The 23,117-nt window shown below is 62.4% G+C and carries 24 protein-coding genes; 12 read left to right on the forward strand and 12 right to left on the reverse strand.

Annotation, left to right across the window (positions count from 1 at the left end):
• Positions 1–30: 30 nt before the first annotated feature.
• The 3 genes from EHW12_RS04925 to EHW12_RS04935 all read right to left on the reverse strand — a co-directional run bounded on the left by EHW12_RS04925 (position 31) and on the right by EHW12_RS04935 (position 3,634).
• Entirely contained in the window at positions 31–1,254 is a 1,224-nt protein-coding gene (locus EHW12_RS04925) for an acyl-CoA dehydrogenase family protein (RefSeq protein WP_003945555.1), read from the reverse strand.
• On the reverse strand, positions 1,251–2,528 hold the full coding sequence (locus tag EHW12_RS04930; protein ID WP_003945638.1) for an acyl-CoA dehydrogenase family protein: 1,278 nt from the start codon (positions 2,526–2,528) through the stop codon (positions 1,251–1,253). Before EHW12_RS04930 ends, EHW12_RS04925 begins: the two co-directional genes overlap by 4 nt.
• 125 nt (positions 2,529–2,653) lie before the next feature.
• Positions 2,654–3,634: a sucrase ferredoxin gene (locus tag EHW12_RS04935; protein WP_241199102.1), complete on the reverse strand. Its 981-nt coding sequence runs from the start codon at positions 3,632–3,634 to the stop codon at positions 2,654–2,656.
• A gap of 122 nt (positions 3,635–3,756) precedes the next feature.
• Between EHW12_RS04935 and EHW12_RS04940 the strand changes: the two genes are divergently transcribed.
• From EHW12_RS04940 to EHW12_RS04955, 5 genes are all read left to right on the forward strand, one after another.
• Entirely contained in the window at positions 3,757–4,695 is a 939-nt protein-coding gene (locus EHW12_RS04940; protein ID WP_125050346.1) for an iron-siderophore ABC transporter substrate-binding protein, read from the forward strand.
• A gap of 47 nt (positions 4,696–4,742) precedes the next feature.
• The gene (locus tag EHW12_RS04945) at positions 4,743–5,240 is read left to right on the forward strand and encodes a glutathione peroxidase (RefSeq protein ID WP_003945816.1); all 498 of its coding nucleotides are present in this window, start codon (positions 4,743–4,745) and stop codon (positions 5,238–5,240) included.
• A 94-nt stretch (positions 5,241–5,334) separates the two neighbouring features.
• On the forward strand, positions 5,335–6,039 hold the full coding sequence (locus tag EHW12_RS04950; RefSeq protein ID WP_007734443.1) for a DUF2334 domain-containing protein: 705 nt from the start codon (positions 5,335–5,337) through the stop codon (positions 6,037–6,039).
• Positions 6,040–6,266: 227 nt separating this feature from the next.
• Positions 6,267–6,686, forward strand: a complete 420-nt coding sequence (locus EHW12_RS35095; RefSeq protein ID WP_241199103.1) for a hypothetical protein — start codon at positions 6,267–6,269, stop codon at positions 6,684–6,686.
• A gap of 17 nt (positions 6,687–6,703) precedes the next feature.
• A complete protein-coding gene (locus tag EHW12_RS04955; protein ID WP_241199104.1) occupies positions 6,704–7,636 on the forward strand; it encodes an Ig-like domain-containing protein in 933 nt (310 codons plus the stop codon).
• An 8-nt stretch (positions 7,637–7,644) separates the two neighbouring features.
• Here the strand turns inward: EHW12_RS04955 and EHW12_RS04960 are convergent, their stop codons facing one another.
• The gene (locus tag EHW12_RS04960) at positions 7,645–8,292 is read right to left on the reverse strand and encodes an MBL fold metallo-hydrolase (protein WP_054825454.1); all 648 of its coding nucleotides are present in this window, start codon (positions 8,290–8,292) and stop codon (positions 7,645–7,647) included.
• A gap of 165 nt (positions 8,293–8,457) precedes the next feature.
• Between EHW12_RS04960 and purS the strand changes: the two genes are divergently transcribed.
• Both purS and purQ read left to right on the forward strand, forming a co-directional pair.
• On the forward strand, positions 8,458–8,697 hold the full coding sequence (purS, locus tag EHW12_RS04965) for a phosphoribosylformylglycinamidine synthase subunit PurS (RefSeq protein ID WP_003945817.1): 240 nt from the start codon (positions 8,458–8,460) through the stop codon (positions 8,695–8,697).
• Entirely contained in the window at positions 8,694–9,371 is a 678-nt protein-coding gene (purQ, locus tag EHW12_RS04970; protein WP_003945887.1) for a phosphoribosylformylglycinamidine synthase subunit PurQ, read from the forward strand. The genes purS and purQ overlap by 4 nt, the downstream gene beginning before the upstream one ends.
• 79 nt (positions 9,372–9,450) lie before the next feature.
• On the opposite strand, the gene EHW12_RS04975 is transcribed toward purQ, so the two are convergent.
• Entirely contained in the window at positions 9,451–10,671 is a 1,221-nt protein-coding gene (locus EHW12_RS04975; RefSeq protein ID WP_058227295.1) for a pyridoxal phosphate-dependent aminotransferase, read from the reverse strand.
• Between the two features lie 138 nt (positions 10,672–10,809).
• Between EHW12_RS04975 and EHW12_RS04980 the strand changes: the two genes are divergently transcribed.
• Both EHW12_RS04980 and EHW12_RS04985 read left to right on the forward strand, forming a co-directional pair.
• Positions 10,810–12,216 (forward strand): PLP-dependent aminotransferase family protein, encoded by a 1,407-nt coding sequence (locus EHW12_RS04980; RefSeq protein ID WP_042452643.1) that lies wholly within the window; start codon positions 10,810–10,812, stop codon positions 12,214–12,216.
• A gap of 57 nt (positions 12,217–12,273) precedes the next feature.
• On the forward strand, positions 12,274–12,720 hold the full coding sequence (locus EHW12_RS04985) for a hypothetical protein (RefSeq protein WP_007734451.1): 447 nt from the start codon (positions 12,274–12,276) through the stop codon (positions 12,718–12,720).
• A 6-nt stretch (positions 12,721–12,726) separates the two neighbouring features.
• Here the strand turns inward: EHW12_RS04985 and EHW12_RS04990 are convergent, their stop codons facing one another.
• Entirely contained in the window at positions 12,727–13,935 is a 1,209-nt protein-coding gene (locus EHW12_RS04990; RefSeq protein WP_125050347.1) for a macrolide family glycosyltransferase, read from the reverse strand.
• 163 nt (positions 13,936–14,098) lie between these two features.
• On the opposite strand from EHW12_RS04990, the gene EHW12_RS04995 reads away from it, so the two are divergent.
• Positions 14,099–14,389: a YiaA/YiaB family inner membrane protein gene (locus EHW12_RS04995; RefSeq protein WP_003945505.1), complete on the forward strand. Its 291-nt coding sequence runs from the start codon at positions 14,099–14,101 to the stop codon at positions 14,387–14,389.
• On the opposite strand, the gene EHW12_RS05000 is transcribed toward EHW12_RS04995, so the two are convergent.
• Together EHW12_RS05000 and EHW12_RS05005 are read right to left on the reverse strand one after the other, a co-directional pair.
• Positions 14,373–15,479, reverse strand: coding sequence for an ATP-binding protein (locus tag EHW12_RS05000; protein ID WP_099696998.1), 1,107 nt, complete (start codon positions 15,477–15,479; stop codon positions 14,373–14,375). The genes EHW12_RS04995 and EHW12_RS05000 overlap by 17 nt on opposite strands.
• Positions 15,476–16,189, reverse strand: a complete 714-nt coding sequence (locus tag EHW12_RS05005) for a response regulator transcription factor (protein WP_081557412.1) — start codon at positions 16,187–16,189, stop codon at positions 15,476–15,478. Before EHW12_RS05005 ends, EHW12_RS05000 begins: the two co-directional genes overlap by 4 nt.
• A gap of 216 nt (positions 16,190–16,405) precedes the next feature.
• On the opposite strand from EHW12_RS05005, the gene EHW12_RS05010 reads away from it, so the two are divergent.
• Positions 16,406–17,056, forward strand: a complete 651-nt coding sequence (locus EHW12_RS05010; RefSeq protein WP_054188009.1) for a DUF305 domain-containing protein — start codon at positions 16,406–16,408, stop codon at positions 17,054–17,056.
• A gap of 112 nt (positions 17,057–17,168) precedes the next feature.
• The gene (locus tag EHW12_RS05015; protein ID WP_125050348.1) at positions 17,169–19,217 is read left to right on the forward strand and encodes a heavy metal translocating P-type ATPase; all 2,049 of its coding nucleotides are present in this window, start codon (positions 17,169–17,171) and stop codon (positions 19,215–19,217) included.
• Between the two features lie 18 nt (positions 19,218–19,235).
• On the opposite strand, the gene EHW12_RS05020 is transcribed toward EHW12_RS05015, so the two are convergent.
• The 4 genes from EHW12_RS05020 to EHW12_RS05035 all read right to left on the reverse strand — a co-directional run bounded on the left by EHW12_RS05020 (position 19,236) and on the right by EHW12_RS05035 (position 23,113).
• Positions 19,236–20,006 carry an alpha/beta fold hydrolase gene (locus tag EHW12_RS05020; RefSeq protein ID WP_003945805.1) on the reverse strand — a complete coding sequence of 257 codons (771 nt, stop codon included), beginning with the start codon at positions 20,004–20,006 and terminating at the stop codon, positions 19,236–19,238.
• 142 nt (positions 20,007–20,148) lie between these two features.
• Positions 20,149–20,688 carry a hypothetical protein gene (locus EHW12_RS05025; protein WP_231915003.1) on the reverse strand — a complete coding sequence of 180 codons (540 nt, stop codon included), beginning with the start codon at positions 20,686–20,688 and terminating at the stop codon, positions 20,149–20,151.
• 50 nt (positions 20,689–20,738) lie between these two features.
• Positions 20,739–22,340 (reverse strand): ABC-F family ATP-binding cassette domain-containing protein, encoded by a 1,602-nt coding sequence (locus EHW12_RS05030; protein WP_064074134.1) that lies wholly within the window; start codon positions 22,338–22,340, stop codon positions 20,739–20,741.
• A gap of 218 nt (positions 22,341–22,558) precedes the next feature.
• On the reverse strand, positions 22,559–23,113 hold the full coding sequence (locus tag EHW12_RS05035; protein ID WP_003945732.1) for a hypothetical protein: 555 nt from the start codon (positions 23,111–23,113) through the stop codon (positions 22,559–22,561).
• Positions 23,114–23,117 lie beyond the last annotated feature (4 nt).

Raw genomic sequence — 23,117 nt, forward strand, 5'->3', positions numbered from 1 at the left:
CGTGCGACGGTCTCTTTCTGTTCGTGGGTGCTATGTGTACCAGGTGGGTTCGGGAATCTCGCCGGTCAGAAAACGACTACCGACTTCACGGCGCTTGTACGCGAGCGGATCGTGAAGGGTATGCGTCCGGATGTTGCGCCAGTAGATATCCAGGCCGACATCGTTGGACGTGGCTCTGGCACCGGTCAGTTCGAAGATCTTGTTGCTGATCTCCAAGGAGACGTCGGCGGCGCGAAGTTTTGCGGCCGCGATGCGTACGGCGAGGTCGCCGCGAGCCTGCTCGGTGAGGTTTTCGCGAGCGTCGTGGAGCACTGCGTCGGCCTCACGGCTGACCTGATCCACGAAGGCCTCCGCCGCCCACAGCTTCGATTGCAAGTCGCCGTAGCCCTCACGGAGGTACCACTCGTCGGTTGCGATTTCGCGGTTGTCACCGCCGTACGGCCATGGACGCGTACGGGTTCGGGTGTACTCGGCCGCAGTGTCCAGTGCGCCACGGGCGATCCCGAGGTAGAAGTTCGCGAACACGATCTCGATCGCGGGGAAGTTCAGGGTGTTGTAGACCAGAGGTTGGAATTCCTTGTCGACAAAGCCTGCCGCACTTGCCCAGTCGACCTCGACGTCGTTGATCTCGACACTGCCGGAATCGGTGAGGCGCTGTCCGAGATTGTCCCAATCACCGCGGAAGACTATGCCGTCCTGAGCAGTCGGCACGATTGCGAACACATGCGTCGCAGTTCCGTCGATGATTCCTTCGAGCACCGTGAGGTCGGTGACTCGGCCGCCGGTGGAAAACGACTTGACACCGTTGAACACCAGGGTGTCTCCGCGGTCCGCGACGGTGAGGTCGGTGTCTCGAGGGTTGACCGCGCCGCCGAAGAAGAATCGGTTGCTCGTGTACAGCTCCTCGACAGCGGAGATCTGCGGATCGGTTCCGACCAATCTGGCTGCCCATGCCCACAGGTAGTGGTATCCGAGCAGTTGTCCGATGGAGCCGTCGGCGCGGGCGATCTCCCGAACCACCTTGTAGGCGCTCTCCCATCGCTGCCCGCCGCCGCCGAACTCGACCGGGCCCAGGAGTGTCACAAGACCACTGTCCTTGAGTAGCTGAACTTCTCGGAACGGCGGTTCGCCGGCTCGGTCGCGGGCGAGTGCGTCGGCGGCAAGGATGTTGCTCACCTCGCGAGCCCGGTCGATCCAGCCCTCGGATGTGTCGGGAACGCCGACGAAGACTTCGGTTTCACTGGTCACGGTCATGCCTGTTCATCCTTTTCGGTCGGTGCGGTCCCGATGGCCCACACGTAAATCGGTTCGGTTCCGTTGATTTCGTAGTCGCCGACAACTTTGGATTTGAAGACGACCGGATTATGACTGGCCACGGTGCGGGCGTTGCGCCAGAACCGATCGAGATCGAGGTCGCGGCTCACTCCGGAAGCACCGAGTGCGTCGAAGATCTTGGCCGTGGCCGGAACGACGAGTCCGATCGAGGCGACCTGCCCTCGCCCCGAATCGATTTCGGCTGCGATGTTGGCGGCCTTCTCTTCCTCCGGCGAGCCGGAGAATGCAGCTTCGTATGCCCATTGGGACGACTGTGCTGCGTGCAGTGCCACGGCCTCGGCTGCAAAGGCAGCAGAGGACACCTCGCCGACAACTTGCTGGATCTGCGAATCCTGCGCGTATCTCGGAGCGTTGCCGTGACTGAAGGTTCGAGTGCGAGCGGCGACTCGACGAGAGATCTCGGTTGTCGCAGCCTTGGCGATGCCGGCGAGAGTGGCGAGATGGAACAGTTGGTAGAACGCGGTCTGGTATTTGAATCGCGTCGAGAAGTCGAAGATGTTCTCCGGCTGGACTATTGCGTTCTCGTAGACGGACGAGCCGGAGCCAGTCGTCTGCTGGCCGAACCCGTTCCAGTCGTCACTGTGTGTGACACCGGGTTGTCTCGCTTCGACTGCCGCGATCACGAATGCGCCGGTGTCGGTGCGCTGCGAGTACAGGTCGATCCAGTCGGCGAAGATGGAACCCGTGCTGTAGAACTTTGCCCCGTTCGCCAGGAAATGGTCGGCATCGGGTGCGGGCGAGACCTTGGTGTTGGCTTCGCCCAATGCAACGTCGCCGATTTCGGTCCATGCGTTGCCGACCAACTGTCCCTCCGCGAAGCGTCGGAGCCAGATGTCACGCTCCGGGCCGGGGTCGGCGACCAGTCGGTCTTCGACAAACGCGAAATGTCCGCGCAGGGCCTGGGTGATATTGGAATCGGCGCTCGACAGCTCGACTAGTAAGCGGATCAATTGCGGGATGCTCGCACCCGATCCACCGTGTGTTGTCGGCACCCGAACGGCGCCGAAGCCTGCATTCTTGAGTGCGTCGATCTGTTGGAAGGGAAGCACGTGATCGCGTTCGCGTTCGACGACGCCTTGTGCGATGTCCGCGAAGATCGGACGGAATTTCTCTGCCAGTGTTTCGTAGTCGACCTCACTTTTGATCGGATCAGCAGACCGGGGTACGGCATTCGGCGTCAGTGCGGTGGTCATGGGAAGAATGCAAGCTGTAAACACCAGGGGCGTCGATCCTTCATCGCGACCTGATTCGAAGTGTTGTCAGTCCGCGCAAATCTCGGTTCGATGGCCTGCCGGGCACTCTTGTCGAAATCGAGTGGTCAGTGGGGGTGCTCGTGAACGTGCTCGACGGTCCATCCGCTCCATTCGACGGTCCCTCCGGCACCACAATCATGTCGGAACGGCAGCCCTGGAGGACCGGAGCGAACGACGACGCGAAAGTCTCTCCCCTCCAACCGAAGATCGACAGTTGTGTGTTCTCCGTCGACACTCTCGCTGATGCTCTCGAGTGCGTCCGTGGCGACGATGTCGGTGGCGCGTCGGACAGCATGTTCGGCTGCCTGAGCGGCCTGTGACAGTGCCGCCCGGCCGCGCAGGTGCAGCAGCTCCAATTCTCCGGCTAGGTATTTCTCGGCAGCACCGATTGCGGAGTTGCCGTCCAGTCGGCTGAAATAGACTGCGGCAGGCCACGCAATCATGTTGGCCGCGAAACGATCTCCGCCGATGTGGCTGCACTCCCACACATCTGCGATCTGTGCCGCGTTCAGCGCAGACACGACCGGGCGGCCGAGTTCCGCGCAGCACGCATCTTTCTTTCCATGTGTGCAGACTGCGAAGAGCGGTTCCGTGCGGGAGCGGCCGAAGTCGGGTTCCGCTCCGGTGGACATCGATTCGAACGGCAGTACCGACAGGTCCTCGTATCGGTCGACCGCCCCTTCCCGCATCCATTGGCGTGTGCCGTCCGTCCAGGCGAGTACGCACGTCGGGGTGAGGACTCGGCGGTTGCGGGTCCGCCGGATCACCACGACACGGATACGGCCCTGCGCTGCGTAGATTTTTTCGGTGAGCGCGACGGGGAGAATGTCGTCAGGGGCGGACGCCGGCCAGGGGCCGGGGTGCTCGATCAATACCCACAGATGTGTCATTCCGGCGCGACCGACCATCGGTTCGCCGGCGGTCGACGACTGCCGTGTACAGGCGTGAGGGCGTCGACTGGTTTGCGGATTGGCGACAAATTCCGAAAGGCACTGCATAGATCCTTTCCCCAGGACACCGTCGCTGTGGCAGGGGAGGGAAGACATGATGAGGCTCCAGTCTCGTAGGTTAGGCTCACCAGACTATTGGATGGTGAATCCTTTGCTCAGCCGTGGTGAATGCGCGTGGCTGTGACGGTCGGAAGCAGTCGGTAACAGGAGTGTTGGGAATGAAACGCAGTAACTCGCGGGCGAAGTACGTGCTGGGTGGTTTCGTCCTCGCCGCCATCGTGGCAACGACAACGGCGTGTGGCAGTGACGACAAGACGGATACCGGCAGTCAGTCTGCCGACACCGTGCACGCGGTCACCCACGCCCGCGGAACCACCGACGTACCGACGGATCCACAGCGAGTTGTCGTGCTCGAGCCGGTTCAGCTCGACACGTCGGTAGCGCTGGGCGTGATTCCCGTGGGCACCGCGGTACTCAGCGAGACGACCGGCGTTCCGGCGTACCTCGGTGAGAAGGCGGCGGAGATCGAGATGGTCGGAACCGTCGCGGCACCGAACCTCGAGAAGATCGTCGCACTGAGCCCGGACCTGATCATCGGAACGGAATCGCGGCACGGTGATATGTACGAGCAGCTCGCTGCCATCGCGCCGACCGTCTACATGGCAACTCAGACCGATCCGTGGCAGGACAACGTCCAGTTCGTCGCAGAGGCGTTGAACAAGACCGATCAGGCAGGTGAACTGCTCGGTGACTACACGGCACGCTGCGAGGAAGTGGCGAGCAAGCACAGCACCGAGGGCAAGACCGCTCAGCTGATCCGCCCACGCGACGACGTTCTGACGCTGTACGGACCCACGTCGTTTGCCGGAAGCACTCTCGAATGTGCTGGACTCACGATTCCCTCACGCGACTGGGAGAACTCGATCTCCGTCGACCTCTCCCCGGAATTCGTCTCCGGAGCCAACGCCGACCTCATCCTGGTCACCTCCGCGAAACCGGCCGATGCCGGCACGATGCCGAAGGCCGTGGCAGACAACGCCGGATTCTTCCCGAACCCGCATCTGGTGGACATGTCCTACTGGATCACCGGCGTCGGACCGCTCGGCGGCCTCACCGTTCTGGACGACCTCGATCGCATTCTCGGAGCGTCGAATTAGCAGTGCGCGAAGGAGCGGTGCGGGAGAGAGTCGCTAAGTTGGAGCCTATGACAACTCCAGTACAGAACATCGCGATCAACACCCTCGGTGGCGTGCCCACCTCTTTGGGTGAATACGACGGCCGCGCCGTCCTCGTGGTCAACGTCGCGTCCAAGTGTGGACTGACCCCGCAGTACTCGGCGCTCGAGAAGCTGGCCAGCGAGTACGCCGATCGCGGTCTGACCGTGATCGGTATCCCGTGCAACCAGTTCATGGGGCAGGAACCGGGTACCGCCGAAGAGATCGAGACGTTCTGCTCCACTACCTACGGCGTCACGTTCCCGCTTCTCGAGAAGATCGAGGTGAACGGCGAAAACCAGCATCCGCTGTACGCCGAGCTCACCAAGGCGGCCGACGCCGAAGGCGCTGCGGGAGACATTCAGTGGAACTTCGAGAAGTTCCTGATCGGACCGGACGGCACCGTCGTCAACCGCTTCCGTCCGCGGACCGAGCCTGACGCACCCGAGGTTGTCGCCGCGATCGAAGCTGCGCTTCCCAAGAACTAGAGGTTTCCAAGAACCAGTAGGTGCGCTGAAAACTGCCGCCGGATGATCATCCGGCGGCAGTGTGCTGTTCACCCACAGCTGCCACTATCGGAGTATGTCCGCAGAACTGATCGTGTCGGTATCCGGAATCAGAGACGAGACATGTTATCTCGCTGCCGGATTCGCAGACGAGATGGACACTCGAGGTGTCCGCTTGTCGCTCCTGGTGGCGCCGCGACTGAAGGACAAATACCGACTGGCCGACGACGCGGTGACGACGGCTTGGCTGCGTGAGCGTCGCGAGCACGGCGATGCCATCGTTCTGCACGGCTACGACCAGGCCGCGACCAAGCGTCGCCGAGCCGAGTTCGCCACTCTGTCGAAGCACGAAGCGAAACTGCGACTACTCGCTGCGGACCGCGTTCTCGAGCATGCAGGCCTTCGGACCCGGGTGTTCGCACCGCCGCGCTGGGTGGCATCGCCCGGTGCCATGTCGGTGTTGCCGGAGACGGGCTTTCGCACGATGGCAGGCCTCGGGGCAGTACATGATCTGACCCGCGGAACCTTGCAACGGGGAAGGGTTTTCGGGATCGGCGAAGGCTTCAAGGCCGAGCCGTGGTGGTGTCGCGCATTGGTTCTCGGCGCCGGGCGTGCCGCCAAACGTGGGGGACTGGTCAGATTGTCGATCACGGCCAAGCAGTTGGGAAACGAGGGCCCACGTCAGGCCGTCCTCGACGCCGTCGACCTTGCCCTCTTCCACGAAGCCGACTCGCAGGTGTATCGGTGGAACTCCCCGTCTCAGGAGCTCGGCGCTGCCTGAATTCGGTAGTTGGCAACTATTTGATAGCTACGAGACTATGTCGTCTGTCCGGGTTGTCCGAGCGGGCAGACTCTTCGTGTTTCTCCACTTCCTTGCTGGTAGTAGGGCAGAATGGGTCAAAATCGCATAAAGCGGACGATTAATTAGAGCGCTGGGTCAGCCAACTCTCCCACTGCTAGAGTGCGTGCAGTTAATCTGCCGCTAGTAGATGGGATTGGGATCTCGCCATGCGCACGAGAGTGTTCTCCAAGTCGGCCGAGGGTCTTGTCGCCGTGGCTGTGGGCGCAGTCGTCTGTGCTGCGTTCGTTCCGGCGCTCGCGTCTGCCGCTCCGACCGGCGCGGTTCACACGCTGCCGACGGGCAGTGTCGACGGCGGGTCGAGCGGGTCGAGCGATGGCGTCCGCACCGCAACCGTCGACGATGAAGGTGAGCAACTCACACTGCGCCTTCACAAGATGAACCTGCGGGGATCCGAGTTCTCGATGGCTGTGCAAGACAGCGACGGAGCGCTGACCGACGCGGTGATCCCGGCGCCCCGTTCGTACATCGGCAGCGTGGAAGGGCGTCCGGACGCAATCGTCTCGGCCATCGTCGACTCCGCCGGAACACTGCGCGGGCAGGTGATTTTCGATCGTGGTGTTCGATAGAGTTCGTCGGATCCGAGGTGGTCGGTCGCAGCACGGCGCCGATCGACGCAAAACCCAAGTGGCCCACCGCGGCCATTGCGCCGGCCTCGGCCGCAAGGGTCGGCAAGACGGTCAAGCAGTTCGTGGTCGGACTGGACCTCAGTGGCGAGTGGTACTCCGCGCACGGCGCAGGCAGTGCCGCCGTCGCTCTGGATCGGGCCGAGGAATCAATGGCCCGCACCGCTGCCATCTGGATCAGAGACGTCGGGATTCGGCCGGTCCTCGGTCGAGTTGTCCTGCGGGCAGATTCCGCCGGCGATCCGTACTCGAGCAGTTGTGAAAATCTCGAGCAGTTGGAAGATCTGTGGTCCGATCAGGTCGGGTCGAGTGTCGATCAGGCGACCGTCGTGTGCGCATCCGGTGGCGGAAATGCCTACTACTCGAAGTTCGAACTCGACCACAGCTACGCGCATGTCGGTGCCGAGTCCGACGGCAACTTCAGCCGCGTTCTCCGCCACGAGTTGGGCCACAACTTCTATGCCGACGACTACCACGGCGGCGGCGCCGAGGGATCGACCATCATGAACGGTAACGACCTCTCACGCTTCGACGGCACCGAATTCGCTGCCATCGTCGATGCGGCGGAGGTTGCCTCGGCTCGACTCGACGACGTCGGTCGGTACACGGCAAGCCCGATCCCGCCGTACGCCGCACTCGACACCGCGCGGGTCCGCTCAGGCGGCACAGTCACCGTCGACGCCGTCGCGAATGATCATGACAGCAACGGAGATTCGATCACAGTGACCGGCGTCGGGGCGACGTCACTTCTCGGTGGCACCGTGAAGCTCGAAAACGGCGAAGTGGTGTTCGAAGCCGGAACGAAGGCAGGCACCGACAGGATTCTCTACACACTCACCGACGCAGCCGGTGGCACGAGCACCGGCTGGATCATCGTCGATGTGAGTGCGTGAGAACCGAATCAGGCGACTTCGACGCTCGACTCCTCGCCGAGAACTCGGAACTCGGTGCCGTCGGCAGCCATTTCCGAGTAGCGACCGTAGAAGATGCCTGCGGCCTCGTCGCGGATGATCGCTTGATGAATGGGAACCGCAACGCGCGGCGCCACCGCGCGGAGGTAGTCGATGGCTTCCGAGATCTTGAGCCACGGTGCGGCGGCGGGGAGGGCGAGAACGTCGATCTTTTGTTCGGGGACGTAGAGGGAATCGCCGGGATGCATGAACCGTGCCGGGTTGGTGGCGTCACCGAGGAGGAACGCGGTGTTGTCGATCATCGGTAGGTCCGGATGGATGATTGCGTGCTCTCCGCCCGTTCCGGTCACCTCGACGTCGCCGATGCTGAACCGGTCGCCCGGCCGGACGCCGGTCCAGCGCCCACCGAGCTTTTCAGCCGTCTGCGGATCGCTGTAGAGCACGGCGTCGGGATTCGCTTCGGCCAGTTCGGGCAGCCGCGCAGGGTCGGCGTGATCGGGGTGTTGATGTGTCACGAGGATGGCGTCGAGGCCGGTGATGCCTTCGAATCCGTGCGAGAAGTTGCCGGGATCGAAGAGGATCTTCGAGCCGTTCAACTCCACGAGCACACAGGAATGGCCAAAATGTGTCAGTCGCATGATTTCGAGTATGCGCCGCCCCGAAGGGACTCGCAGGCGGGTTTCACAGGTGGTCGCCGTCACGCCCCGATCACTCGATGCGAACCATCTCGGGTCCGCCCGGTAAACTGGCCATCACCCGAGCGTTTCACTCCGGGTTCGCGCACTAGTACCGAGGAGCAGCACGTGGCCCGTGTCGTCGTCGAAGTCATGCCCAAGGCCGAGATTCTCGACCCCCAGGGACAGGCAATTGTCGGGGCACTGTCTCGCCTGGGCTTTGCAGGAGTATCCGATGTCCGTCAGGGCAAGCGGTTCGAGTTGGAGATCGACGGCAGTGTCGAAGACGCCGAACTCGAGAAGATCGCCGAAGGCCTGCTGGCCAACACGGTGATCGAGGATTGGACCGTCAGGCGAGTCGAGGCATGAGCGCACGTATCGGAGTAATCACTTTCCCCGGCACGCTCGACGACATCGACGCGGCGCGGGCAGTGAACCTGGCCGGCGGTGAAGCTGTCGAACTCTGGCACGGCGATGCAGACCTCAAGGGTGTCGACGCGGTCATCGTTCCCGGCGGATTCTCGTACGGCGATTACCTTCGTTGCGGCGCGATCGCACGTTTTGCTCCCGCGATGGGCAAGGTTGTGGAAGCAGCCAAGGGCGGCATGCCGGTCCTGGGCATCTGCAACGGTTTCCAGATCCTCTGCGAAGCAGGTTTGCTCCCCGGTGCCCTGACCCGTAACCAGGGTCTGCACTTCATCTGCCGCGACGAGTGGTTGACAGTCGAAGCCAACAACACGGCGTGGTCCTCGCGATACGAGGCCGGCGCGCAGATCCTCATCCCCCTCAAGTCGGGTGAAGGTCGCTTCCAGGCGTCCGAGAAGGTTCTCGACGAACTCGAGGGCGAAGGCCGCGTCGTCTTCCGTTACTCGGAGGAGAACCCCAACGGCTCGCAGCGTCGTATCGCCGGCATCTCCTCGGCCAACGGCCGGGTCGTCGGTTTGATGCCGCACCCCGAGCACGCCACCGAGGCTCTCACCGGTCCCAGTGACGACGGATTGGGCTTGTTCTACTCGGCCCTCGACGCGATCGTCACTGCCTGATCGCCTGCTGATTTTCACCACTGAACGCCGACCGGAAATCCGGTCGGCGTTCAGTCGTATGTGGGCCCGGTACCCAGGGCTACTGGCTGTAGGAACTGAGGAAGTTGCCGAGTCGCTCGAGTGCCGTCGAGAGATCGTCGGTGTTGGGGAGAGTCACCAACCGGAAGTGATCGGGTTCGATCCAATTGAACGCGCGACCGTGGCTGACAAGAATCTTCTCCGATTCCAGTAGATCGAGAACGAACCTCTCGTCGTCGACGATGCCGAACTTGTCGACGTCGAGCTTGGGGAACAGGTACAGCGCCCCGTCGGCCTGTTGGCAACTGATCCCGTCGATGCTGTTGAGTGTGGTGTGTGCGAGATCGCGCTGGGCCGTCAGCCGACCTTGTGGAAGCAACAGGTCCTCGATGGACTGGCGTCCGCCGAGTGCAGTCTGGATAGCGTGCTGCGCCGGCACGTTGGCACACATTCGCATGTTGGCCAGCAATTTGATGCCTTCGATGAAGCTCGACGCCCGCTCGAGTGGTCCGGTGACGGCCAGCCATCCGGCTCGGAATCCGCACACGCGGTAGGCCTTGGACAGTCCCGAATACGTCAGACACAGAACGTCTCGCCCGGTCATCGTCGCAAGGTTTGTCATGGATCGGCCGTCGTAGACGATCTTTTCATAGATCTCGTCGGCGAAGAGCATCAGATCGTGTTTGCGCGCTAGATCCACGAAGCGTTGCAGCACCTCCGTCGAGTAGACGGCGCCCGTCGGATTGTTGGGATTGATGACGACAATCCCTCGGGTGCGCGGCGTGATCCGAGCTTCCAGATCGTCGAAGTCCGGTGCCCAGCCTTGGCTTTCATCGGTGAGGTAGTGGACGGGCGTGCCGCCGGCAAGTGAAACCGAAGCCGTCCACAAGGGATAGTCGGGAGCGGGAATCAGGATCTCGTCCTCTGGATTGCAGAGGGCCTGCATCGTCAGGGTGATCAGTTCGGACACACCGTTTCCGAGATAGATCTCGTCGACGGTGACGTCGGTGATACCCCGCGTCTGGTAGTACTGGACCACCGCAGTGCGCGCCGAATACAGTCCGCGAGAATCGCAATATCCTTGCGCGGTAGGGAGATTGCGGATCATGGCCATCATGATTTCGTCCGGAGCTTCGAACCCGAAGGGGGCCGGATTGCCGACGTTGAGTCGCAGGATCGTGTGTCCCTGATCCTCGAGTTCTTCGGTCTTGTCGAGAATTCGCCCTCTGATGTCGTACCTGACATTCTCGAGCTTGCGGGCCTGATCGATGGGTGTGTTCACGCGGTTACGTACCTCTCCGGTTCGGGTGGGCGAGTTGTGTTTCAGATGAGAAGGGCGCCTCAGGGTTCGGTCTGGAAACGGACATTGATTCGCGATAGCGCTAGCGGCGAAAGAGGAGTAGCGCTACTATGATTCGACATGTCCAATGATAGCAGTTCGAGGATTGTCGCAGCCTTGCGTGAGTGGATCGCGACGGCTCCTCCAGGCGCGAAGCTTCCGTCCACTCGGTCGCTCGTCAGCCTGCACGGGGCGAGTCCGGTCACCGTGCAGAAGGCGCTGCGAACACTGGTATCTCAGGGGGTTGTGGAGGCTCGTCCCGGTGTGGGGACCTTCGTGCGCGCGGCGCGCGTCGTGCGACCCAACGACTACGGGTGGCAGACAGCGGCGCTCGGATCGCCGAACTATCGTCTGCAGTTGCCCATGGCGCTGCAGTCCACCTCCAACGACGTGATCGCGCTGCATTCCGGCTATCCGGCCCGAGAGCTGTTGCCGGAAGGTCTGGTTCGTGCAGCCTTCACCAGGGCGACGCGAACCGACGCCGTGTTCAATCGGCCCCTCGCTGCCGGGCTTCCGGAACTGCAGTCCTGGTTTGCCTCCGAATTGGGTTCCGCCACTCCTGCCGGGATCACGCCGCCGGGGCCGAACGACGTGGTTGTACTTCCGGGCAGTCAAGGCGGGCTTGCGACGTCCTTTCGCGCGTTGGTGGGGGAGGGGCGTCCGTTGCTCATGGAATCGCCGACCTACTGGGGAGCGATCCTGGCCGCCGCGCAGGCAGGAGTCACGGTCATTCCGATCTCCAGCGGCGCCAACGGGCCTGATCCTGAAGAGCTTTCGCGTGCATTCGAACAGACCGGTGCCCGTGCGTTCTACGCACAACCGAGCTTCGCGAGTCCGACGGGAGCGCTGTGGTCGCCGTCGTTGGCTGACAAGGTTCTCGACACCGTCCGTCGGCACGGCGCATTCCTCATCGAGGACAGTTCGGCGCTCGACTTCGGAATCACCGCAGATCCCAGCCCCATCGCTGCACGAGACGACAGCGGTCACGTCGTCTACCTTCGTGCGCTGACCAAGAGCGTGTCCCCATCGGTGCGAGTTGCCGGATTGATCGCTCGGGGTCCGGCGTACGAGCGGATTCTGGCTGATACACAGGCAGATTCGATGTATGTCAGCGGGATGCTGCAAGCGGTAGCGCTCGACGTCGTGACCCAACCGGCCTGGCGAACGCACTTGCGTAGGCTTCGTCACCAACTCGAGGCCAGACGCGACCTCCTCGTGTCGAGTCTGCGCGAGCACGCGCCGGACGCTCACCTCGACGCCGTACCGAAAGGCGGACTCAACCTCTGGCTTCGGCTCCCGGACACCACGAACGTCGAACGCGTGGTGCAGGACTGCCGGTCGGCCGGCGTCATCGTCGGGGCCGGTGACGATTGGTTCCCGGCAGAACCGACTGGAAAGTTCTTGCGGCTCAACTACGCCGGACCGAACCCGGGTGAGTTCCCCGACGCCGCCCGCATTATCGGCCGAGCAATCACGCAACATATGTAGAACTTCACCTCGCTGGTGGTTGACCTGAACTTCCGTTGAGGTTTTATCGTCGTGTGCATGAACAAACAAGCGATGCAGCCACCGGCCAACCAGCCGATCGGATTCTGGACCGCGCGAGCCGGTGAAGCGATTCGCACGCGCACGCGCGGAGCACTCGAAGCGATCGGCGTCACCCAGCCGGGGTGGTGGGTCCTGCACCAACTTTCGCTGCACCCTGAAGGGGTGGAGCGCGCTGTCCTCTTGCGGACGATCGGTCCGAACGAATCCACCGACGTGATCGATGACGCCGTCGACTCTGCCCTCGAACTGGGGTGGGCGCGCGAAGACGGGTCTGTCCTTCGCCCGACTGATGCGGGCTCCGAGCAGTTCGATCGCGCCGCGCGGGTACAGCAGATGCTGCAGGAAGAGCGGATGCAGGGAATCACCGAAGAGGAGTTTGTCACCACCATCACTGTGCTGCAGCGAACCATCAAGAACGTGGGCGGCGACGCCTGGCACTGGTAGCAGACATTATCCGGGCCCGCTGCCGGGTAGAGCGGCTTCGATCAATTCGACGGCACGGGACACACCGCCCGCCGCTGCGAGTTCTTCTGCCAACTCCGCGCTGCGTCGGCGGAACTCGTCGGCGCTCACCAGAGTCAGCGCCTCACGAAGCTCTACTGCCGTGACGGTAGCGCTGTCGACGTGTACTGCGACACCGGCGTCGACGAGTGAGTCGGCGTTGCCGAACTGATCGACGGCTTGCGGCACTGCGATCATGGGTGTCCCGGTCACGAGTCCCTCGCTGGATCCGCCCATACCCGCGTGGGTCACGAACGCGTCGGCCTGCTGCAGAATCGCGAACTGCGGTACCCAACGGTGTATTTCGACGTTGTCGGGCAATGGTCCGAGAACTGAGATCTGCACCTGCTTTCCGATCTGGAGGACGACGTGCCAGCCGTCCATCTGGCCGAAAGCCTCGACGCAGGTGCGGTAGAAATCCGGATGATCGGTGAATGCTGAACCCAGCGAGATCAACAAGAGCTTGCGTTCGGGATCTGGGTTCACCCAAGGTTGACTGCTCGGTTCGAGTGCGGGGCCGACGAACGTGTAGACGTCGCGGTTCACGCGTTCGGCGTTGGGCTGCATCGATTCTGCGATCAGCACGATTGCACGGGGTGGGCGTCCGGTGAACTCACGCGGATCGACCTCGACGCCTTCGGCGCGGAAGAACCGGGTCTCCCGATCGAGCAGGTCGACGCCTCTCGGATCGGAACGAATTTCGTCGTACATCGGTGCGGCGTCGGCTTCGTAACCGTCCCAGGCAACGTACGTCGGCGACAACTGGATGATGGGAACGCCCCACTGCTTAGCCAGTATTCGTGCCGGAATGCCGGCGATGTCGTAGAGAAAGAGGTCAGGGCGATCGTCTTCGTAGATTCGGCGTAGCTGCGGCAGCATCGACTCGTAATCGTCCTGGAAAATCGTCAACTGATCGATCAGATCCCCGTCCCAGCTCTTCTCGGGTTCGGCGCCGTCGGGAGAAGGGACGAGGCTGGGCAGCGTGGAGACGTACGGTGCGAATTCGGCCCCGGTCGCCTCGATGATCTCACGCATCGACTCGTCGTTGGCATAGGTGACGCGGTGACCGGCGGCGACGAGACGCGCGATGATCGCCAGGCTCGGATTGACGTGGCCCGGTGCCGGAATGCTCACCATGGCGATATGTCTGCGGGTCATCGATCACTCCTGCCGTCTGACTGTTCTGGAACAACTCCGGATACCGGACCGAGACTATCCACCAGGATGGGTAACGGCATCTGATTTTTGCCGGGGAAGTACCGTGCGCACTCGAGTAGGACTACGCATCCGAGTGCCGGGATGGGCGAGCAGACTTCGAAGCATGAGCACACCGACAACACCCTCGAAGACCACTGCAGCCTTCTATCTTCAGGCCGGAATAGCCTTTGCCGTCAGTTTTGTCGGCACCCTCCTCGGAATTGCGTATCTTCCGATCGATGCGTGGCAACGCGGATTTCTCGGAATGTCCTTGCTGTTCTTGGTCACCAGTACGTTCACGTTGGCCAAGGTGATTCGTGATCAGCAGGAGGCATCCACAGTCAGGGTTCGAGTGGACGAGGCTCGACTCGAGAAGCTGATCGCCGAGCACGATCCGTTCAAAGCGGCAGCCTGAAACCTGTCGGCAAGGTGAGGATCAGCGTGCTGCCGAGAGGTTGCTCGTTTCGGAGCGCCGACAGATCGCCGCCGTGTGCGAGCGCGAGGCTGCGCGCAATCGTGAGCCCCAAACCGGAACCGTCGGATCGATCACCGCGATGGAAACGGTCGAAGACTGATTCGAGTTGGTCTGCGGGAATTCCGTCACCGGTGTCGGTGACGGACACCGAGAGGTGGTCACCTTCCCGTGCGAGTGTCACCGTCACCGAACCTCCGCTCGGCGTGTGCCGCAACGCGTTTTCGAGCAGATTGGCGAGGATCTGTTCGATTCGTTGGCGATCGACCTCGGCCGTGATCGGTTGCGGAGGTAGCGCGGTCGTCAATTCGACTCCACGATCGGCGAAACGTGGCGCCGCTGCTGCCGTTGCGCTGCAAACGATGTCGTCGATCTTCTCGTCTCGGCGATCGAGTTCGAGAGCGTGTTCGTCGGCCGCGGAGACGTCCGCCAGATCGCAAGAGAGCCGACGCAGTCTTTCGAGTTGATCGCGCATGACCGACCATGAAGAGTTGTCCGTGGGGAGGACGCCATCCTCGATGCCGTCCACGTACGCAGCCAAAGTCGATACCGGAGTGCGTAATTCGTGGGCAAGATCGGCAAGCAGGCGTTTGCGGACCCGATCCGAATGATCAAGGCGTGCCGCCATGTCGGCAAAGGCAGTTTCGAGACGCGTGAAATCGGCATCTACGTCGGACCTGCCGATAGTCACGTCGAAGTTCCCGTCTGCGACGCTTTGCGCCGCCTCCGCCAGCGTTGAGATCGGGGCCGTGATGCGTCGGACGATGTAGACCGCGGCGATGCCTGCGCCTACCAGTGCGACCGCGATCCCGCACAACAGTGCAATGGTCATGGTCTGAGCGAATGCCTCTTCGGTGTGGGTACGGACATTCGAGTCTTCGATGCCGGCCATCATGAGGTGGTTGTGAAAGAGCGGGGCAGCGACGGCAATGGCGACTGCGGCGATGGCGAGGCAGGAGACGAACAGGACGACAAGCTGCGCCAGCAGCAGTTTTCCGCGTAGCCCGAGTTTCTTCATGACGACCGCGTTCATGACGACCTCAGGGAGTATCCGACGCCCCTGACGGTTCTGATGAACCGAGGATCGGTCGCGTCGTCGCCGAGTTTGCGGCGTAATGCACGCACATGGACGTCGACGATGTGCTGGTCCCCGAACCAGGACGAGCCCCACACCGAGGTGATGATCTCGGCCCGACTCCAGGCAGCGTCGGGTCGGGATGCAAGCGCGGACAACAGGGTGAACTCGGTGGGAGTGAGATCGACCAGGGTGTCGTCGACACGGACCGTGCGGGCCAGGACGTCGATGTCGAGTCCGGGAGGCGTCGGCAGCACTTTTGGCAGCAAACTCGACGCGCGTGGCCGTCTGAGCAGTGCTTTCACTCGCGCAACCAGTTCGCGGGGGCCGAAGGGTTTGACCACGTAGTCGTCTGCGCCGGCCGCCAGACCCGTCACCTTGTCCGACTCTTCACCGCGGGCGGACAGCATCAGGATGTACGCATCGGAGAAGGTACGGATTCGTCGGCAGACTTCCATGCCGTCGAAGCCCGGGAGCATTAGATCGAGCACTATCAGCGCGGGCTCGAATTCGCGCACCGAACGTACTGCGCTCGGCCCGTCGTGGGCGAGGCGCACGGTGAATCCTTCGCGTGTCAGATAGTTGGCGACAACCTTGGCGAGGGCAGTCTCGTCGTCGACGACAAGAACGCGCCCCGGTTCCTCGCCAGGTCGTAGTTCGGCGCTCATCAGACCGAGGTTAGTCGACTGCGTGTCTGCATTGCTGGCGCGTGGTGGTTTCCACTCGACTGTGAAGATTCGATGAAGGAAGCCTGTTCGAGCCGGTTATCGGGCTTCGCGGTGGATTTTCGCCGGTAACGTGGCAACTGTGCATGCGCAGCACTCTTGTCAAATCAATTGTGGTGCAGTGCATATCGAACAGAATCAATTCTCGGGAGTGAAAACATGTCTTTGACGGTCAGGAAGAGCGCCGCGCGGTTCGTTCCGGTTGTGGCAGCGGCAGCACTGTTGATTGCCGGATGCTCGGACAACTCCGGGGAGAGCATCAACCATTCTTCCGAAACAACCAGTGTTGCAGCACAGTCGGAGATTCCTGCGGGTGTCAATGCCGCCGACATCGAGTTTCTCGAAGGGATGTACCCGCATCACGCGCAGGCATTGGACATGGCCAGGATGGTCGACGGTCGAACCGACAATGCCGAACTTCTCTCTCTTGCAGCGCAGATAGAGGCAGCGCAAGGCCCGGAGATGGCTCAGATGACCGAATTGTTGACGGAGTGGGGACGCCCCGAGCCTTCGTCGAGTTCGATGGAGGGCATGGATGAGTCGGCGCACGCGGGACACGGCGTCGGGATGGCCGAGATGCCGGGAATGATGTCGGCCGACGACATGACCGCCCTCACCGATGCCAGTGGCGCGGAGTTCGACAAGTTGTGGCTGACGATGATGATCGAGCACCACAAGGGTGCCATCACCATGTCCCAGACCGAACTCGACAACGGGCTCGACCCGTCGGCGGAGAAGATGGCAGAAGCGATCATTGCCGGTCAGCAGGCGGAAATCACTCAGATGGAAGCGATGTTGAAGGGGAGTTGAACAGGAGGCCTTGGCCGCGTGACCTTGCTCGGGTGGCTACCTGGGCATACGTTCGAGGCTGATGGCTTGACCGGTGCTGTGCTGCAATCACACGCGAGGGGATGACCGCCACATGGATCACAGTCAGATGGACCATGGCCAGATGGACCATGGGGCACACGGTGGTCACGGGGATCACGTCGCACAGTTCCGGACGTTGTTTGCAGTCATGCTGGTCATCGCGGTTCCGGTCGTTGCGGCAGACGCGATGTTCGCTGATCTGGTCGGGTACACACTGCCGGAAAACTCTCTGGTGGAATGGATCTCACCGGTACTCGGCACGGTGATGTACTTCTGGGGTGGCAAGCCGTTCCTCGCCGGCGCTGTTGCCGAAATCCGTTCTCGGCAGCCGGGAATGATGCTGTTGATCGCGCTCGCGATCACCGTGGCCTTCTTCGCGTCATGGTCTGCGAGTCTGCACTGGGTGGATCACACTCTCGATTTCTGGTGGGAGCTCGCGCTTCTGATCGTGATCATGTTGTTGGGCCACTGGATCGAGATGCGTTCGCTCAGTCAGACATCGAGCGCCTTGGATTCACTTGCCGCTTTGCTGCCCGACGAGGCAGAACGGGTGGTGGGGGAATCGGTGGAAACCGTGCCCACCGCAGCTCTGGCGACCGGCGACCTGGTGATAGTTCGTCCCGGCGCCCGTGTTCCCTCGGACGGAACGGTGGTCGAGGGAAGCGCCGACATGGACGAATCCATGATCACGGGCGAGTCGAAGACCGTCCGCCGGACTGTCGGAGATCAGGTGGTGGCCGGCACGGTAGCCACCGACTCGGCACTTCGGCTTCGAGTCACCGCCGTGGGAGAAGACACCGCGCTCGCCGGTATCCGGCGCCTGGTCGAGCAAGCCCAGAACTCGTCGAGTCGCGCGCAGGTGTTGGCGGACAAGGCCGCTGCTCTGCTGTTCTGGTACGCACTCGGCGCGGCAGTGCTGACCGCGATCGCCTGGAGTATCTGGGGCACCCCGGAGAGCGCAGTCACCCGGACGATCACCGTTCTGGTGATCGCCTGCCCGCACGCGCTCGGGTTGGCGATTCCACTGGTCGTCTCGATCGCGACGGAACGGGCGGCTCGGGCTGGGATCTTGATCACCGACCGCATGGCCCTCGAGGCGATGCGTAACGTAGACACCGTTCTCTTCGACAAGACCGGCACTCTCACCAAGGGGGAGCCCGCAGTGGTCGGTGTACGCGGTGTCGACGGGTATTCCGACGACGAAGTTCTCAGCGCAGCGGCTGCCGTCGAGTTCGACAGCGAACATCCACTCGGGCGCGCCGTCGTCGCGGCGGCGCGGGAGTTGTCGCTCGAATTCACTTCGGGTTCCGACTTTCAGACGCACAACGGGATCGGGGTTGCTGCGGACGTCGCCGGTGCACGCGTCGGTGTCGGCGGACCGGGGATGCTGCGATCGGTCGGGGCCACCGCGATCCCGGGGACCGAAGAGTGGCTCAGTGACGGGTCGACCGTCCTGCATGTAGTGCGTGACGAGAAGGTAATCGGCGCATTGGCATTGGCCGACGAGATTCGCCCGGAATCAGCATTGGCCGTCGACGCCCTCCATGCTCGCGGTGTGCGGGTGGCCATGGTCACCGGAGACGCGGAGGCCGTGGCCCATTCGGTGGCTCGCAGGCTCGGGATCGACGAAGTTTTCGCCGAAGTGCTTCCGCAGGACAAGGGAGCGCAGGTATCTCGGCTTCAGGCTGAGGGCCACCGCGTGGCGATGGTCGGTGACGGGGTCAACGATGCGCCGGCACTCGCCCAGGCGGATGTGGGCATCGCGATCGGTGCCGGAACCGACGTGGCGATCGCGTCGGCGGGAGTTGTTCTGGCCAGCGATGATCCGCGTTCGGTGAGCTCGGTCATCGAGCTCTCCCGCGCCACCTACCGGAAGATGGTTCAGAACCTTTGGTGGGCAGCGGGATACAACGCGATCTCGGTTCCCCTCGCTGCGGGAGTACTGGCGCCCGTCGGGTTCGTGCTGCCGATGGAGGTCGGAGCAATCCTGATGTCGGTATCCACTGTGGTCGTTGCCGCGAATGCCCAGTTGTTGAGGCGCTTGGACTTGCGGCAACCACCGGTGACCGCGTTGGAGTCGAGAGTGCTCACATCGCAGTAGCGAGAGGTTGAAGGCGGACTACTGTCGGCTCAGGAACGGAATGAGCGCACGCAGTACAGCATCGGAGTCTGCGACTGCGCTTGCGTGGTCAGCCCCTTCGATCACAGTCAAGGCACTGTCCGGGATCAGCGACGCGAGATGCTCGGTATCCGGCAGGCGCTCGCGATCTCTCGATCCGACGAACAACAACGCCGGTGTGGTGATCCGTTGCAGCACGGCGTCGTCGATGCCGTGCTCCTTCTCTGCGCGGCGCATGTAGGCAGCGAGCGCGAGGGCATCATTGATTCGGAAGGCAGTCGCGGTCTGAGGATCCACCGGTTTGCCGCGCCTCACGCCCCAACCGGTCAGAAATCCCTCGATACCGCCGCTTTCGAGTACGTCGATGCAGCCCGGGAAGAACAATGCGTCGAACGCGCCCGTCATCGGTCGGCTGCTACCGCCCCCGACGGTCAGCGATCGCACCCGTTCGGAGTGCTCGACTGTCAGCGACATCACCGAGCGTCCGCCGAACGAGTATCCGAGGACGTGTGCCGGTTCGAACGGAGACTCCGTGTCGAGGATCTCCAGGAGATCGCCGACCACCAGATCCATTGCATACGAATCGGAGTCGTGTGGTTTGTCACTGCGTCCGTGACCCCGCATGTCGACGAGGATCAGACGATATTGCTCCTGAAGTGCCTTGACGTACCCGAAGCCACGCCAGATGGAGCGCGACAACGCTGTGCCGTGCACCATCAACAGGGGTGGGCCATCGCCCACGATCTGATAGGTGATCCGCGCACCGTCCACCGGATTTCTCACGTCGTGCAACACCCGTCCAGTATGGGTGCCAGTTGCTACGCACGTGAACTCGAGTAGTCGTCCGGTCCCATTCGACGGATGGCGTGGACTCTCACGAACAGTCGGGCCGTCAACTCGGCCTCCCCCAGAGCTACCGGTCACTGCCCGGCGGGGCAGTACCCACTGTTCCAAGCAATGCATCGGTGGAGGGGTCTGCAGTGCTGACGCCTGCGGCTATGCCCCGAATCAGAGCCTCGAAATCAGCGGCGACGATGGTGACCTCCTCGAACTCCGGCTCTCCTCCACGGACAACCTGACCGTCGGGTGCGAGCGCCAAGTACTCGTACCCATTGCGGACCGACATCAGGACCGGGAGGTGAGTGGACCAGAAGGCGTTGATCGCCGCGCGTTCCGCCGGCCCGGAAGCGACCGCCAGGCTCTCGTGCCGGAACGCATTCCAGGGAAACGCCTCATCGCTGACGCCAACGCCACCGGCATAGTTCTCCGCCGAGAGAAACCACACCTGGTCGTCGGAACTGGCAAGTACGGAGAAGGAACTCGCCCACACTACGAGTTGGTCACAACCGCCGACCAGTGGTTGCGGAACTGGGGCAGAGGCCGATCGAGTAGGTTCTTCGCGAACCCAACCTGCGAGCGACAGCGCGGCGGTTGCGTCGAGGTGAAGGGACATCGCCCCACGGTAGGCCAGACCGTCGAGCACCGATAGCGTCAACCGTCGGCCTACTCGGGATCGATGTCTCGAATACCATTCTCGTCCATGCTGATCCACCGCGTTATACCGATGTCGCGCAGAAACGGCAGATCGTGACTCACCACCACCATGGCGCCGCGAAAATCGGAAAGTGCCTGCGTGAGGTGGGCGAGACTCGGTAGGTCCAGGTTGTTGGTCGGCTCGTCGAGAAGAAGCAGCTGGGGCGCGGGTTCGGCCAGCAGGATCGTGGCTAACGCCGCACGCAATCGTTCACCGCCGGAGAGTGCGGATGCCGATACGTCGGAATCCGTTCCCCGGAAAAGGAACCGTGCCAACTGCCCGCGAATTTCCTCGGCTGTCGCGTGTGGCGCGGCCAACGCGACGTTGTCCGCCACCGAGAGGTCCTCGTCGAACACGTCGAGACGTTGGGGGAGCGCACGAGAGGCTACGAACGGAGTCGACGCGGCGAGTGCATCGAGCAACGTCGTCTTGCCGATTCCGTTGCGTCCCACTATCGCAATCCGCTCCGGCCCGGTGATCTGGAGCGATACCACTTGGCCGCTCTGCAACGGCACCTCGTCGAGCCGCGCAACCTGCTGCCCCGGATGAACCTCTGTAGCAGGCAGATCCAGACGAATCTCGCGATCGTCTCGAAGGAGTTCCTCTGCCTCCGACAGGACAGACTTGGCCTCGTCCACCTTCCCGATATGGTTGAGGGCCAGCTTTCCCGCTGAAACTTGGGCCTGACGTTTTCGTGTCTGCGCGATGATCGGCGGCATCCGCTTGTTCTCGAACATCTTCTGCCCATAGCGCTTACGCCGGTCCAGTTTCGTTCGAGCGTCGATCAGCTCGCGGCTCTGCTTTGCCAGATCGGCCTTGGCGTCGCGAACGGTGGCGAGTGCGTTTTCCTGCTCAGCGGTCACGACCTCCTGGTAGTGCGAGTAGTTGCCGCCGAACACGCGTAGATCCCCCCGACGTAGTTCGATCGTGTACTCCGCGGTGTCGAGCAGTTCCCGGTCGTGGCTGACGATCAGCACGGTTCCCGGAAACTGTTGGACTGCAGCATGAACTCGTGATCGAGCGTCGCGATCCAGGTTGTTGGTCGGCTCGTCCAGGAGAAGTACCTGTGGATTCTTCAGCAGCGTTGCGGTCAGGCCGAGTAGGACGGTCTCTCCGCCGGAGAGGGTGCCGACAGTTCGGCTCAATGCTGCGGTATCCGGAACCACCTTCTCGAGGCCGAGTCGATGCAAGGTGGAGAGAGCGCTCTCCTCGATATCCCAGTTGTTGTCCACGAGCGCGAAGTCGGATTCGGAGCCGTCGCCGGTTTCGATGCGGTGCAAAGCGTTTCGGAGTTCGTGGATACCGAGGATGTCATCCACCCGAACGCTCGGATCGAGTGTGATGTCCTGACGGAGGTAGCCGACCTCGCCGGAAGCGGTCACGGATCCGGATTCCGGTGAGAGCTCTCCTGCGATCAATCGCAGCAGAGTCGACTTTCCCGATCCGTTGAGTCCCACGAGACCGACACGGCCACTGGGGAATACAAAATTGGTGTGGGAAAAGACTGATTCGCCGTCCGGCCAGATGAAGGTGAGATCCGAGAGCGACAGAGAAAGATGGGATTGGGTCATGAGTACTCCAGAGGGTGCTTGGACTGTGCGCCCGGCTCAGCAAGTGCTGATGGGTGCGAGTGCCTTCGCGTGATGAACCTCTAGAGGAGCAACGGCCCGTTTCCTGTTCTGTCGGGAATGATTCGTGTTCCAGGTTAGAACACTCGAACGGTCCCGTGCAATCGAATTATTCTGTGCTGTCGGTCTCGTCGGTGTTCGGTGCTCAGATTTTCGGGCCTTCAGATTTTCGGACCCTCGGATCGGAGGTCGTCGACCTTCGACATCGCTTCGCGGAGTTCGGTGAGCCATTGTTCGCTGTGCTTGCCCGCCAACCGGACTGTCCACATGAGAGCGTCCGCTCGGGAGCGAGCAACTCCCGCGTCCACCAAGGTGTCGAGAACCTTGCGTTCGGGCTGACGTAGTCGTGTCATCACCGGAACTGCGAGATGTGTGAACAGGACGGTCTTTTCGTCCAGACGTACACCCCAGGCGACCTTGCGCCCGTAGCGAGCCTCGGCCTCGTCGGCGATGCGCATCCGGTCGGCGCGCGTGGTTTCGCGAAAGCGTGAGATCCTTCCGTCCGCGGCGGCCTCGCCACCGTCGACTGCCGGGAGTTCACCGATCACGACGATTTCTTCGCGGTCGACCTGGACGTCGGCCGTTCCGGTGAACCAGTCATCTGGAAGTCGACCGGCAAACCAGTCGGACGCATCACTCGCGTCGGGAACCGACGCCTGTTGCCAACCTCCGGGACGGCCGAACCTGCGGTCGCCGGAGTTTTGTGAGTTCTTCATGGCG

This window comes from Rhodococcus sp. NJ-530, assembly GCF_003860625.1.
Taxonomy (GTDB): domain Bacteria; phylum Actinomycetota; class Actinomycetes; order Mycobacteriales; family Mycobacteriaceae; genus Rhodococcus_F; species Rhodococcus_F qingshengii.